The sequence below is a fragment of the Hymenobacter profundi genome (assembly GCF_019334315.1).
In the GTDB taxonomy this organism is placed as follows: Bacteria; Bacteroidota; Bacteroidia; order Cytophagales; family Hymenobacteraceae; genus Hymenobacter; species Hymenobacter profundi.
In genome coordinates this window covers 1-13,008 of record NZ_JAHWGL010000018.1, presented here as the reverse complement: position 1 = coordinate 13,008, position 13,008 = coordinate 1, and the positions used below count along the sequence as shown (strand labels likewise).

Sequence of the window (13,008 nt, the reverse complement as noted above, 5' to 3'; positions counted from 1 at the left end):
TAAGGTCCTTCGCAAGCTCAGGATGACAGCCGTTTTAAGACAGCCACCTTTTTACCCCTTTACCAACTTATTAGCATGCCTATTTTCGGCCACATTGCTTCCTACCGGCCGGGCGACTTATTTGAGAACCGCTTAGCATTGTCGCTGGTAGGAATGCACCGGCCACGGCGGGCGGGCGTAAGCGGCACGCAAGCCGAAGGCGCTGACTCGATTGTGCTGGCTGGCGCGTACGAGGATGATGAGTTTGCGGAGGAGGAAATCATCTATTCCGGCAGCGGCGGACGCGACCTACGCACTGGTCGACAGGTGACCAACCAGGAAATGACAGGGCGTAACCTAGCCCTGCGTCGCAGCCAAGAAACCGGCCGGCCCGTACGGGTGCTACATAAGGTGAGGCACGAGGGTAGGGAGATGTTTCGCTACGAGGGATTATTCCGCGTCACAAAGCATTATTTCGCCCAAGGCAAAGCCGGCTTTCAGGTGTTGAAATTTCATCTGGTCCCCTTCCCTACCTGATTGCGTGTTACTTTGCGGGCTTATTACAGCCTTGCTGTCCTACCCTCCGCCTGTATGCCGTTTACCCTTGCTCACCCGGCTATTGTAGTACCACTGCTGTATAAAAGCCGCCGCTGGCTGTCTGCTACGGGCCTGATTCTGGGCAGCATGTCGCCCGATTTTGAATATTTCCTGCGGCTGCGGCCGGGCGGCGGGTTTGGGCACTCTACGGTGGGCATTTTTGTGCTTGACTTGCCCTTAGCGCTGGTGCTCACCAGCTTATTTCATGGGTTGGTGAAACGGCCGCTAGTACGCAGCATGCCGGTTTTTCTGCGCCGCCGATTTGGGCGCTTTGCCGCCCAGCGTTGGCCGCTCAGCAACCTATGGAGTCTGCGTTTGCTTCTGGCTATTATTACTGGTGCCGGGTCGCACCTGGTGTGGGATGGCGTGACACACACGCGGGGTCGCATTGCCCACCAACTCCCCTTTCTGATTGATACTGTGCACAACCGGCCGCTGTTTGTGTGGCTGCAATACGGCTCGTCGCTGGTAGGCGTGCTGATAGTGCTGTGGTTTGTGTGGCAGCTGCCGGTTACGCGTCGGCCGCCGCGCGTGTCTACCCGCCAGCAAGCTGTTTTCTGGCTGATTACCGCTACGTTGTTCAGTATGTTTGTGCTGATTTTTGCCTGGTACAGCCACCATCACTACGGCATGAATTTCATTATTTCGGGGCTGGTGGGAAGCATCAGCGCGAGTGTGCTGGCCGTGGTGCTTACTTCGGCCTTCGTACGGCTACTCCGCAACGACTGGCCCGCCGAGCAAACCGCCTATCCTTCTTCATGACCGACGAAACCGACCTCTACGCCGAAGCCCACACCTCCCCCGAAACGCCTTTGCTAGCTCGCCTCAACCGCGAAACACACGTGCAGGTGCTGGCTCCCCGGATGCTGTCAGGCCACTTGCAGGGCCGGTTGCTGAGTATGCTCAGCCACATGATCCGGCCGCAGCGGGTGCTGGAACTGGGCACGTTTACGGGCTACTCGGCTCTCTGCCTGGCCGAGGGCCTACCCGCCGACGGCGAGCTGCACACCGTGGAGCAAAACCCCGAGCTGGAAACTCGCATTCGGCGCTACGTGGCCGAGGCCGGCCTCAGCAACCAAGTACACCTGCACATCGGAAAAGCGCTGGAAATACTCCCTACCCTACCCGGCGAGTGGGATATGGTGTTTATCGACGCCGATAAAATCAATAACGACGCCTATTACGAGCTGGTGCTCCCACAAGTACGGCCGGGCGGTTTTATCCTGATCGACAACGTATTCTGGAGCGGCAAGGTCCTATCCTCCTACCCCATCAAGGCCGGCGACAAAGACGCCTGGGCCGTGCGTGCCTTCAACGATAAGGTGCAGCAGGACGAGCGGGTGGAAAACGTGTTCCTACCCTTGCGCGACGGGCTCCTGCTAGTGCGCAAGCGGTAGTTTATGGACGTAAAAGCAGGTCGAAACCTGAGGTCAGCTCTAGCAATGAAAGTTAGTCCTGACTATCACTGCTTTCAGAGCATTCCAGGCCTTTTATTACGCTTTATTTTGCACTTGTCGCTGGACACGTACTTTGAAAAATAGAGGACTTATAGCTGTCAGGCCCATGAAAGCAATACGATAGTGAAATATGCCGATATGCTGGTAACGTAGCAACATCTTTGTGTTAAAGAGCAAAGAGCGCTGTGCATAATGTCGATATTTTTCAAAGTCGTTGTCTTGCAAGGCCAGTTGAGTTAGCTTGTAGTGAAACCACTTTAGAACGGGTATTATCTCTTTACTGTACCGATGTTTAAAATGTTCATTTATAGCACAATACAATTCTATCATACGCTCCCAGTAGCGATATCCGTGTAGCAAGTTAGTGGCGCCCCCATCGTGCCGACGGTATACAGCCATAATACCTGGTACTAGTTTCAGCGAGCCAAAAGAAGCTAGTAGAATATAAAAGGGTGTGTCGCCTACCACCGCGTTGCGCAGCCACTCGGGATACTCGGTGAAGAGGTGGTTGCGAAATACAACGGAAGCAGTAGGGATAAGCCACTTTCCAATGAGGTCCGGAATGGCGTAGTCGGCTTTGGTGTAGTCATGAAACAGCTCCATTTCCCGGTCTGGCTGCTGCTCAAACTTCATCCAGCAGTTGTGGAAGCACAGCACGTAGGCCGGATTTGCCTCCAGGAAGTCTACCTGCTGCTGGAGCTTGGTGGGGTCGGTCCAGTAGTCATCACCCTCGCAGAACGCAATGTATTTGCCGGCACAGGCCTCGCGGGCCAGCCGGGCGTTGGCCTGCGCACCTACGTTTTGCGCGTGCAGCAGCAGCCTGATGGTATCAGGGTAACGCGCCTGAAACTCCTGGCAAATCTGGCGGGTGTTGTCGGTGCTGCAATCTTCCCCGATTACCACTTCAAAGGGGAAGGACGTTTCCTGGGCCATAATCCCATCCAGGCACTCCCGCAGAAAGCGCCCGTGGTTGTAGGTAATGACCCGCACGCTTACCAGCGGCACCTCACTGTGCATTGCGCAGCATTTTAGCTGGGTTACCGGCCCAGATTTCCAGCTCGCCTACATCCTTCAGCAGCACACTGCCCATGGCCAGGGTAGAGTAATTGCCGATGGTCAGAAACTCCCGCACCGTGGCGTTCATGCTGATGTGCACGCCTTCGCCTACCTGCAAGTTGGAGCCCGAGCAAGAGCCGGCCGCCACAAACGTGTGGGCGCCAATGGTGCAATTGTGACTGACAATGGCCCCAATCATCACGCGGGTGCACTTGCCCAGCTTCACGCTGGTCGAGATAATGGCGTGGGGCATCACCACGCACCCCGGCCCCAACTCTACGTTGGCGGCGATATAAGCCGTCGGGTGCACGAAGGTAGCGAGCCGGTCATCCGGTATGTTCAGCGACTCGAACAACGCAATTCGCTCGCGCTGCCCGTCTATCTTATAAATCGTGTTGAGGAAATAGTAGCCTTCTTCCAGCAGACGCGGAATGTCCTGAAGCCCGCCCTTCACGGGGTAGCCTTCTATTTCTTCGCAACCGTCCCGGTCGTTTACGTAGCCGCAAAACTGGTATTCCTGGCTACCCCGCTGGGCCGCATCCAATATGGCATTGCCAATAACGGAGGCATTACCCTGCCCGCCTAGTATTAGTACGTTTTTCATAGGAGTTCGTAGTCTTGTATAAAGGCTGTAACTGTCTCTTTCTCGTTGTACATCAGCACATCCAGGATGGAAAGCCAGGGCACAAACCCGTTGTCTGGCACGGGTTGCGCGTACCGGATAGGTAGGGATTTCACGAAGTGCAGCGCAATGCCGTGCTCAGCAAATAACTCTTTGGTGTAGAGCGCCTCGCCGCCGATGGGGTTCAGGTACTGGTCGCCGCCCTCTTGCTGCACGATATCCACCAGCCGGGCACCTTTGCTGAGGTGGGTGTTGTGGTAGGGCTGCTGCGAGCTGGTGACAATCGGCGTATCAATGCCAAGGTAGGCGCACACAGCCCGGATGCTGTGGGTAGCTACCTCCGCAATGGTAGCGGGGCCGCTACCCTCCAATACGTGTTGCACCAACGGGTATACCTGTTCGAAAAAAGGCGCTTTCCGATAGGCCGTTTCCATGGTCAGGCGCACTTTGCGCACCTCTTTGCTTGCCCAGTCTACCTCTACCTCATTAATGAGCTTGTTTTGGCTGGCATTCAGGCAGGGCAACGTAAATAGATGCTCGGCTCCGTGTAGCAGAATGCGGTTGCGGTTGATCCACCCTTTTTTGATGTAGTGCACGTCGTCGTACACCACGAATAAGTCGGCCGCGGCCAGCAGCTGGAAGTACCCGATGTAGGGGAATAAATACGGCTGCATGATGGCGACTTTCATAGGCTAGACTAATTTGGGCTGGGTAGGTAGGCGGGCGACTTCTGGCGGTGGAGCGAAGCAGCCTTCAACCGGCCATCCGCATGGTGAGGTACTTCTCCCTGGAGAAATCGTATAGGTAGCGCAGGTTTTTCCGGTTGAAGATGGCCGACAGCGTGAGGTAAATGGCCCCGCCCACTACGACCCACATCAGTAAGGTCCACCAAGTGAAAACCTGTAGCTGCTCACTACCCCACAGCAGGGCCATGCCCATAGCAAGCGATGTGCAGAAACTAGGTAGCAAGTCGCGCAGCTGATGCGCAAAGCCGTACGCAATCAGCTGCTTGGAGTAATGCGTATTGATTATCAGGGCCACGAATGACAAGGCAATTTGCCCGTAGATCAGGCCCATCACGCCCCACCGATAGGTGAGCAGCAGGAACACCACCGTCAATGCCTTCTTGATTATCTCGAGAACGAGAAATAAATCAGACCGTTTTTTGAGCGTCAGGATATTCAGGTTCAGGGCGTGAATGGGGTAGAGCAAGCCCACGAACGCAAGGCCTTGCAGCAGGGGAATGGCGCTGGCCCATTTGTCCGTAAACAGCACCAGTATCACGCTCTTGCTCAGGCCCATCAGGCCCATCAGAATCGGGAAGTAGGCAAACGACACTAGCTGCATGAGGCGCTTGTAGGCTTGCGTCAACCGGGGCGGGTCGTCCTGCAACTCAATCAGAACGGGGTAGGAAACCCGGCCGGTGACCTGCGAAACCAGGGTCTGCGGAATGTCTTTCAGGTTCACGGCGCGGTTGTAGAACCCCAGCGCAGAAGCCGAGTAGAACTTACCGATCAGCAACGGATATATGTTGCGAAAACCCGTATCGAGCAGGCTGGAAAGCAGCATTTTGGAGCCGAACCCGAAGAAATCCTTGAACGAAGCCGTAGAGAAATTAAACGACGGAAACCACGCCCGCGCCGCCCAATACAGCACATTGGTAATGAGCGCGTTGAGCAGTTGCCGCATCACCAGTGCCCAGTAGCTCCACCCACGATAGGCCAAATACAACCCAATACCGCCGGAGAGAATATTACTGACCAGCGAGCGGAGGCTGATGGTGCGAAAATCCAGCAGCTTCGTCAGCCGGATGTTCTGCACGATGTTCAACGAGTTCAGCATCAAGCTGATGCCCAATACTCGGATAATGTCCGTGAGCAACGGCTGCTTGTAAAACTGCGCCACCAGCGGCGCGCAGGCAAACACAATGGCGTAGGCGGCAACAGACAAGCCCAGATTGCTCCAGAACACGGTGTCGTAATCTTCGGGAGTGGCGTCTTTTTTCCGAAGCAGCGCGCTACCCAGGCCCGCATCCGTAAACGGCTGCAACAGGGCAATGAAAACCGCTACCATGGCTATCAGGCCGAACTCACTGGGCCCCAGGATTCGGGCGAGGAAAACGGAAATCAGAAAATCACTGATCAGGCTCCCGAATCGCTCCCCCGTGAGCCATACCATGCTGACGGCCGCGCGGTCTTTTAGGGTTTTTTCCTTCATAAAGCCGCGGAAAGTTTGCTACCAACCAGTAAAAGCGCCGGGGAAGTTGGCCTAGCTAACCGCCGCCGTTTTGGGTAGGCCGCCCTCAATACCGTTCAGCGCGAAGAATGGCCCGACAAATCATCTTCACTTCCTCCACCGATAGCTCGTGGTACAGCGGGAGGCACAGCACGCGGGAGGCAATATCGGAAGATACATGCATCTCCTGGCCGGGCCGCACGTAGCTCAGCTTTTCCAGGGAGGGGTAGAAATACCGCCGGGGGTAGACGTACACGCCGTGCATGGCATCAATCATTCGCAACAAAACCGCCTCACTTTCAAACACAACCGGGTAGTAGGCGTAGTTGAAGCCGGCATTGGGGTGCAGGAAAGGCTTGCCTACCTGCAAAGACTTCAGCATGCGGTGGTAGACCTCGGTCAGTTCATGCCGCCGATCCAGGATTTGCTGCACGTACTTAAGGTTGCACAAACCCATGGCGGCGTGAAACTCGCTGTTCTTGCCGTTGATGCCTACCCCCTGGAACGTTTCGGGGCCATGGAAGCCGAAGTTGCGCATGTGCGCAATTTTGTTGGCCAAGCCCGCGTCGTGCGTGATGAGCGCGCCACCTTCAATGGTGTGGAACAATTTGGTGGAGTGGAAGCTCAAGGTGCTGATGTCGCCCTGATGCAGTACAGAGCGCCCCTGATACTGGGTGCCAAACGCGTGGGCTGCATCGTAAATCACGCGCAGCTTGTGCTTGGCGGCTATTGCGCCTATTTCCTTCGCGGCACACGGATTGCCAAACACGTGCGTAGCCAGAATGGCCGTGGTTTGGGGCGTAATGGCGGCCTCAATCAGCGCTGGATCAATATTATACGTGGCGGGGTCGATGTCGACAAAGACCGGGGTACACCCCTCCCACACAATGCTGCTGGTGGTGGCAACGAAAGAAAACGGGGTGGTAATAACTTCCCCCTGCAGATCTAACGCTTTAATAGCCAGCTGCAAAGCAATGGTGCCATTGGTCACGTAGAACAAGTGTGGCACGCCAAAATAGTTTTTTAGCGTAAGCTCCAGCTCATTGACTAACGGACCATTGTTAGTCAGCCATTTTCTCGACCAAATTCCCCGCAGGTAGTGGTCGTATTCCTCTTGAGGCGGCAGAAAAGGCTTTGTAACATTTATCATGTAGGAGTTTTTTCAACCAGCAGGCAAAACAGGAATTCTTCTATCCGAAGATGCTTATGCTTGTTCTATGCTGGTGCAACGCTGGATTCGTTCAAATGCCAACGTTGGTGAATTAATGTAATAATTATATTTTTTATAACCATTATTATACAAATATAACACAGTAGAGACTATAACGACTTTACTACACAGAAGTTGGCCCCTTTCTGCAAGACAGGACTAGACCGAAAAGGCCCTGTTCTATTTCAGACTGGCAGACAATCTCATTAAGCAAATACCCCTGCTTACCAACGTTTTAGAAAAAGGAATTTGTTGAAACAGGTAGTTGCTGAGTGCCATTATGCTATTCTAAAGCAAGCGTGTTCGTGCAGCACAAGCGCATCAGGCATCTATAAATGTAGGTCGCGGCTTTTGCTGCGGCCATCCACAAAGCCCAGGTCAATTTGGCCATCGAGTAGGGCCTCGGCAATCTGCTCGGCGTTCCTGTTGCGCAGGCTGAGCATCACATTGGAGTAGCGCGCCTGGAACCTGGGCAGCAGGCGTGGCAGCACATATTGCATGAGGGTAGTGCTTGCGCCTAGGCGCAAGCGGCCACTTTCAGTATCGCGCAGGGTTAGGAGGGGTTGATGGAGCTGTTCGTCTAGCTGTTCCACGGCGGTAGCATGGGTCAGCAGCGCCTGGCCGGCCTCGGTGAGGCGAATGCGGCTGCCGCGCCGCTCAAACAATCGTTGCCCATAGGCACGCTCCAATTCCCGCACGTGCTTAGTAACGGCAGGCTGAGAAATAAATAACTCTTGGGCAGCCTTGGTGAAGCTTAAATGGCGGGCAACCGTCAGGAAAACGCGAAGGCGAAAATCGGGCATAGATGTAAAGTAAAGGAGTGCTTCGAAGAAACCGCTCTGCAACTTCCGGCACGCTTCGGAGTCTGCTTCAGCACTGATGTTTCAGCAGAATATTTCGTCGGCCTCTTTTGCCAGTTAATAGATATTTCCGGGCGAACCGCAGAGTTCCAGCAGAGTACAGGCCAAAGGCTTAAACCCGCCCCCTCTACCTTCGTCCAATAAGCCGCTACCTACTCTATATGCAACGACTTTTTCTCTTCGTTATCTTATTGCTGCTCAGCGGCTCCGCCTTGGCCCAGACCACCTTGCCAGTAACCGGCCGAGTGGAAGATGCCGCCGACAAATCACCGCTGATTGGGGCCAACGTGGTGCTGATTCAGGTGCCCGACTCGGTGCGGCGCGGCGCGGCCGTAGATACGGAAGGCAACTTCAGCATAGCCGATGTGCCTGCCGGGCGCTACATTTTGGCCGTGTCGTTTCTGGGCTATCAGACCATCCGGCGGCAGGTGCAGCTTACGCAAACAAACCGGACGCTGGGCACGCTACCCTTACAGGCCGGTGGAATTACGCTGAAGGGCGTGGAAGTGGTAGGCAAAACGCCCGCCGCCGTGCAAAAAGGCGACACGGCCCAGTACAATGCCAACGCCTTCAAGACCAACCCCGACGCTGACGCCCGCGACCTAGTGACCAAAATGCCCGGCATTACGGTGCAAGATGGCAAGGTGAACGCGCAGGGCGAGCAGGTGCAGAAGATTTTGGTGGACGGCAAGGAGTTTTTCGGCACCGACCCCGACGCGGCCATGAAAAATATTCCGGCTGAGATTATTGATAAGATTGAAGTGTTTGACCGCCAGAGTGAGCAGTCGCAGTTTTCGGGCTTCAACGACGGCAACACGCAGAAAACCATCAACATCGTAACCAAGCCGCAGTACCGCAAGGGGCAGTTTGGACGCCTAGTGCTGGGGGCCGGACCGGAGCGCTACCAGGCCAGCGTGAGCGTGAACAGCTTTAACGGCGACCAGCGCATTTCGCTGGTGGCGCAGTCCAACAACATCAACATGCAGAACTTTGCCTCGGCCGATCTGGTAGGGGCCGGCGGTGGCGGGCGTGGGGGCCGCGGCGGTGGTGGCGGGGGAAATTTTCTGGTGCCGCAAGGCGGGGGCATCTCCACGACTAATGCGGTGGGCCTCAACTACTCCGACCAATGGGGTAAGAAAACGCAGGTGACGGGCAGCTACTTTTTCAATCAGACTAATAACCGCATTACTAGCAGCACCGACCGCCAGTACGCTACCCAAAACCAACGCTACCTCGAAAACTCTTTCGTCAACAGTCGCAACATCAACCACCGCGCAAACCTGCGCCTGGAGCACAAGATCGACTCAGCCAATTCTATTCTGTTTATTCCGCGCCTGTCGTTTCAGCAGAACACCGGCAATAGTACGCTGGACGGCCAGACCCTGGTAGGCGACGTGCCGCGGGGCGTGGTATCGACGGATTATCGTTCGCGCCTCACCGGCATCAACTCATCCAACCAACTGCTGTATCGCCACCGCTTTGCCAAGGCCGGTCGCACGATTTCGCTGGACCTCAACGCCAACTATAACAGCAAAGACGGCAACAGCAACCTCTACTCCCTCTCGGATACGACGGTGCTGGACCAGTATGCTACCCTCAACCAGCAAGGCTGGGAGCTAAACTCGGGCGTATCATACACGGAGCCGCTGAGCAAAAAGGACCTGTTGCAGTTCAACTACAACGTGGCCTACACGCCCAACGACTCGGACAAGAAAACCTACGATTTCTCGGAGACCGACAATGCTTACTCCGACATCAATGCAGGCCTGAGCAACGTTTTCACCAATACCTACCTCACGCAGGGAATAGGCGCCAGCTACCGCCACCAGACCGAAACGCTGCAAGCCTCGGCGGGCGTAACGGCCCAGAAGGCCGACCTCGACAGCGACCAGCGGTTTCCGGCCGGGCCGGGCATCAACCGCACGTTCTATAATATTCTGCCCAACGCGCAGGTGCGGTATCGCTTCTCGCGGGAGAAAAACCTACGCCTGAACTACAACGGCCGCACGTCGGCGCCTGGCATTGGGCAGCTACAGGAGGTAGTAAACAACGCCAATCCGCTCCAGCTGACCACCGGTAATCCCAACCTGCGCCAGCAATACCAGCACGTATTGGCGCTACGCTACTCAGCCTCGAAGCCCGAAAAATCGACCTCCTTTTTTGCTGGCATATTTGGCACCATTACCGACGATTACATCACCAACAGCACCTTCGTAACGCCCCGCGACACGGTATTGACCATCAACGGTGGCGAGGTGGCCCTACCCCTGGGCGGGCAGCTCACGCGCCCCGTGAACCTGGGTCAACAATTTTCGGTGCGGGCGTTCAGCAATTATGGTTTGCCGCTGAACTTCATCAAAACCAACCTGAACCTCAACGGCTCGGTGGGCTACTCGCGCACGCCGGGCATCAACAACGGGGTGTTGAACTACTCAAAGTCGCCGAACGTAGGACTGGGCATCACGCTGAGCAGCAATATCAGCACCACGCTCGATTTCACGGTTTCGACGGATGGCCGGCTGACGTATGCACGCAACACTACCAACGTGCGCCTCAACACCAACTATTATGTGCAAAATAGCTCGGTGCGCCTGAGCTGGACGTTTGGGCCGGGCATCAACCTGCAAACCAACGTGACGCATCAGTACAACCAGGGGTTGTCGGCGGCCAGCCAGCAGTATTTGCTCTGGAATGCCAGCATCGGCAAGCGCATCCTACCCGGCCAGCGCGGCGAGATTAAGCTGTATGCCTTTGATATTCTGAAGCAAAACCAGAGCATTCAAAACAACATCACGGTGGCCTACAACGAGCGGGTGGTAACCAACAACCTGCAACAGTATTTCATGCTGATGTTTACCTACAACCTGCGCCGTGGCAACGTGAACATGCCTACTGAGGGCGGCCGCGAGGGTAGAGGTGATTTCCGCGGAGGTGGTCGTCCGTCGGGTGGCGGTAGTCGTCCTGCTGGTGGTCGGCCGCCCGGCGGTGGTGGCAGGCCATCGAACTAATAGTTGCGTGAAAAACGGTGGTTTGTATGACCACCGTTTTTTTTCGGGCCTGCTTGCTTCGATACAGGCACTACCATTGTCTGCATCCAACCCGGATTTTTTCGCCTATTTTGGGGTTGGATGGGCCGCCACCAGTCCGGCGCGCCCCTGTAGTAGCCCATGAAACGACTTTTTGCTTTGTTGCTGTGCCTGTTGCCCTTGCTGGTGGCGGCACAGTCGGGTAGCCCTTCGGTGCCCGCTACCCTACCGTTTGCCAACCTTACCCTGCGCCTCAGCAACGGCGGCCAGCGCGCCGTGCAGCAGAAAGTAGATGCGTTGCGCAGCCACCCCGCCTCGTTTCAGGCCCGCGTGCTGCTGGCCGATGCGTATTTTCCCATCATCGACCGGGTATTTCAGGAGGAAGGCGTGCCGCTGGATTTTCGCTACCTGGCGTTGCAGGAAAGCGGCTTGCAGGGCGATGCGCAGAGCATCCACGACGCGGTGGGCTACTGGCAGTTCAAGCGCGAGGCAGCCACGGACTTCGGCCTGTTGATGAATGACCAGGTAGACGAGCGCAAGCACATTGTCACGGCCTCGCACGCGGCAGCCAAGTACTTCAAACGCAGCCACAACGCTTTCCATAACTGGCTGGATGTGCTGCTGAGCTACAACCTAGGCATTGGAGGCACCAAGCCCTATACCCTACCCACCGACGCCGCAGCCACCGAGATGGAGGTGACTGAACGCTCGCACCCGTACATCATCACGTTTCTGGCGCATAAGATAGCCTTTGAGCAGGCCGTGGGGCTGAATGGCAACCCCGCGCTGGCGTTGCAGGAGTTTCCGGCTGTTGCGGGTCAGCCGCTGGCTGCTATGGCCGCCAGCTTTCAGACTACGCCCGAGGAACTAGCCAAGCACAACCGCTGGCTGCTAGCCTCGGCCGTGCCGTCGGACAAAGTGTATACCGTGCTGGTGCCCATCACCGACCCTACCCAGCTGGCTACCCTGGCCGCCCAGCAGCCGGTGGCCTCCACGGCCCCTCTTTCGGCCCAGCCTACCCCCGACCCGCGCCACCCCGGCTTTGTGCTCATCAACGGGCTGCGGGCTCTCATTGCCCTACCCAGCGAAACCAAGGAGACCCTGGCTCAGCGTGCCGATATGAAGCTGCGCCGCTTCATGCGTTATAATGACCTCTATGCGTTTGATAATGTGGTGGCTGGCCAGCCCTACTTCGTGCAGAAAAAGCGCGATAAAGCGGCCGTAGAATACCACGTAGCGCAGCCCAACGAGAGCATCACCACCATTTCGCAGCAATACGGCATACGGGTGCGTTCTATTCTGAGCAAAAACCGCATGGCCCGCAACGAGGAGTTGCGCCCTGGCCGTGTGCTGTGGCTCCAGCACACCCGCCCCCGCGACGTGCCCGTGGAGTACAAAACGGTACAGAACGAAGCGGCACTGGCAGCTTTTGCCCGCCCAACGCGCGCTACCCTGGCCGCACCTGGTCCAGCCCCTGTGCCGTCTACCAAAACGTTCCCACCTTCTACCCAGCCCGCCGCTCCGGCTCCAGCACCAGCACCCGTAGTTGCGTCTGCTCCCGCCGACACGGCTGCTATGCTGAACGACGAAGTTGCTACCACTGGCGTAGCAGATACCGCGGTCATGCCCGCCGCAGCCAGCTCAGCCCCAGCAGCTCCGGCAGCCCCGCGTAACGTATACCGGCCGGCTCCTGCCCGCCCTACCACTCCAGCGCCGGTAGCCAGCAACTCCCCTACCCCTGCTACGGCAACAGCTACTGAGGAGGCTCCCGCTGCGCCGGCCGCTGCCCCCTACCCCGTGATGGCGGCGCCTGCCACACCTGCTGCCATTCCGCCGAACGGCCTACACACGGTACGCACCAAGGAAACGCTCTACGGTATTGCCCGCCTCTACCACATCAGCCCCCGCGACCTGGAAGCCTGGAACGGCCTACCCCTGAACCCATCTCTAAAAATCGGCCAGCAGC

General features: G+C 56.6%; 11 protein-coding genes. 5 read left to right on the top strand and 6 right to left on the bottom strand.

Features of this window, described 5'->3' with window-relative positions; genetic code table 11:
- The first annotated feature begins 75 nt into the window (after positions 1-75).
- From KYK14_RS06835 to KYK14_RS06825, 3 genes are read left to right on the top strand one after another with little or no spacing between them, the layout of a single operon-like run.
- Complete coding sequence (locus tag KYK14_RS06835; RefSeq protein WP_208308865.1) at positions 76-516, top strand: YDG/SRA domain-containing protein; 441 nt, start codon at positions 76-78, stop codon at positions 514-516.
- Positions 517-570: 54 nt separating this feature from the next.
- The gene (locus tag KYK14_RS06830; protein WP_219158020.1) at positions 571-1,338 is read left to right on the top strand and encodes a DUF4184 family protein; all 768 of its coding nucleotides are present in this window, start codon (positions 571-573) and stop codon (positions 1,336-1,338) included.
- A complete protein-coding gene (locus KYK14_RS06825) occupies positions 1,335-1,973 on the top strand; it encodes an O-methyltransferase (RefSeq protein WP_219158018.1) in 639 nt (212 codons plus the stop codon). The genes KYK14_RS06830 and KYK14_RS06825 overlap by 4 nt, the downstream gene beginning before the upstream one ends.
- Before the next feature lie 96 nt (positions 1,974-2,069).
- On the opposite strand, the gene KYK14_RS06820 is transcribed toward KYK14_RS06825, so the two are convergent.
- The 6 genes from KYK14_RS06820 to KYK14_RS06795 all read right to left on the bottom strand — a co-directional run bounded on the left by KYK14_RS06820 (position 2,070) and on the right by KYK14_RS06795 (position 7,959).
- Complete coding sequence (locus KYK14_RS06820) at positions 2,070-3,050, bottom strand: glycosyltransferase family 2 protein (RefSeq protein ID WP_219158016.1); 981 nt, start codon at positions 3,048-3,050, stop codon at positions 2,070-2,072.
- Complete coding sequence (locus KYK14_RS06815; RefSeq protein ID WP_185281157.1) at positions 3,040-3,693, bottom strand: LbetaH domain-containing protein; 654 nt, start codon at positions 3,691-3,693, stop codon at positions 3,040-3,042. Before KYK14_RS06815 ends, KYK14_RS06820 begins: the two co-directional genes overlap by 11 nt.
- Entirely contained in the window at positions 3,690-4,400 is a 711-nt protein-coding gene (locus tag KYK14_RS06810; RefSeq protein WP_219158015.1) for a WbqC family protein, read from the bottom strand. Before KYK14_RS06810 ends, KYK14_RS06815 begins: the two co-directional genes overlap by 4 nt.
- Positions 4,401-4,464: 64 nt before the next feature.
- Positions 4,465-5,928, bottom strand: a complete 1,464-nt coding sequence (locus KYK14_RS06805) for a lipopolysaccharide biosynthesis protein (RefSeq protein WP_219158013.1) — start codon at positions 5,926-5,928, stop codon at positions 4,465-4,467.
- A gap of 85 nt (positions 5,929-6,013) precedes the next feature.
- A complete protein-coding gene (locus KYK14_RS06800; RefSeq protein ID WP_219158011.1) occupies positions 6,014-7,096 on the bottom strand; it encodes a DegT/DnrJ/EryC1/StrS family aminotransferase in 1,083 nt (360 codons plus the stop codon).
- Between the two features lie 389 nt (positions 7,097-7,485).
- Entirely contained in the window at positions 7,486-7,959 is a 474-nt protein-coding gene (locus KYK14_RS06795; RefSeq protein WP_219158009.1) for a LysR family transcriptional regulator, read from the bottom strand.
- Between the two features lie 218 nt (positions 7,960-8,177).
- Between KYK14_RS06795 and KYK14_RS06790 the strand changes: the two genes are divergently transcribed.
- A complete protein-coding gene (locus KYK14_RS06790; RefSeq protein WP_219158007.1) occupies positions 8,178-11,024 on the top strand; it encodes a TonB-dependent receptor in 2,847 nt (948 codons plus the stop codon).
- A 159-nt stretch (positions 11,025-11,183) separates the two neighbouring features.
- The coding region (locus KYK14_RS06785) for a LysM peptidoglycan-binding domain-containing protein (RefSeq protein ID WP_219158006.1) at positions 11,184-13,008 on the top strand (1,825 nt) is incomplete at its 3' end.

Excerpts from the sequence above, each read along its gene's own strand:
- KYK14_RS06835 (WP_208308865.1), top strand. The coding sequence starts at position 76 with ATGCCTATTTTCGGCCACATTGCTTCCTACCGGCCGGGCGACTTATTT.
- KYK14_RS06830 (WP_219158020.1), top strand. The coding sequence starts at position 571 with ATGCCGTTTACCCTTGCTCACCCGGCTATTGTAGTACCACTGCTGTAT.
- KYK14_RS06825 (WP_219158018.1), top strand. The coding sequence starts at position 1,335 with ATGACCGACGAAACCGACCTCTACGCCGAAGCCCACACCTCCCCCGAA.
- KYK14_RS06820 (WP_219158016.1), bottom strand. The coding sequence starts at position 3,050 with ATGCACAGTGAGGTGCCGCTGGTAAGCGTGCGGGTCATTACCTACAAC.
- KYK14_RS06815 (WP_185281157.1), bottom strand. The coding sequence starts at position 3,693 with ATGAAAAACGTACTAATACTAGGCGGGCAGGGTAATGCCTCCGTTATT.
- KYK14_RS06810 (WP_219158015.1), bottom strand. The coding sequence starts at position 4,400 with ATGAAAGTCGCCATCATGCAGCCGTATTTATTCCCCTACATCGGGTAC.
- KYK14_RS06805 (WP_219158013.1), bottom strand. The coding sequence starts at position 5,928 with ATGAAGGAAAAAACCCTAAAAGACCGCGCGGCCGTCAGCATGGTATGG.
- KYK14_RS06800 (WP_219158011.1), bottom strand. The coding sequence starts at position 7,096 with ATGATAAATGTTACAAAGCCTTTTCTGCCGCCTCAAGAGGAATACGAC.
- KYK14_RS06795 (WP_219158009.1), bottom strand. The coding sequence starts at position 7,959 with ATGCCCGATTTTCGCCTTCGCGTTTTCCTGACGGTTGCCCGCCATTTA.
- KYK14_RS06790 (WP_219158007.1), top strand. The coding sequence starts at position 8,178 with ATGCAACGACTTTTTCTCTTCGTTATCTTATTGCTGCTCAGCGGCTCC.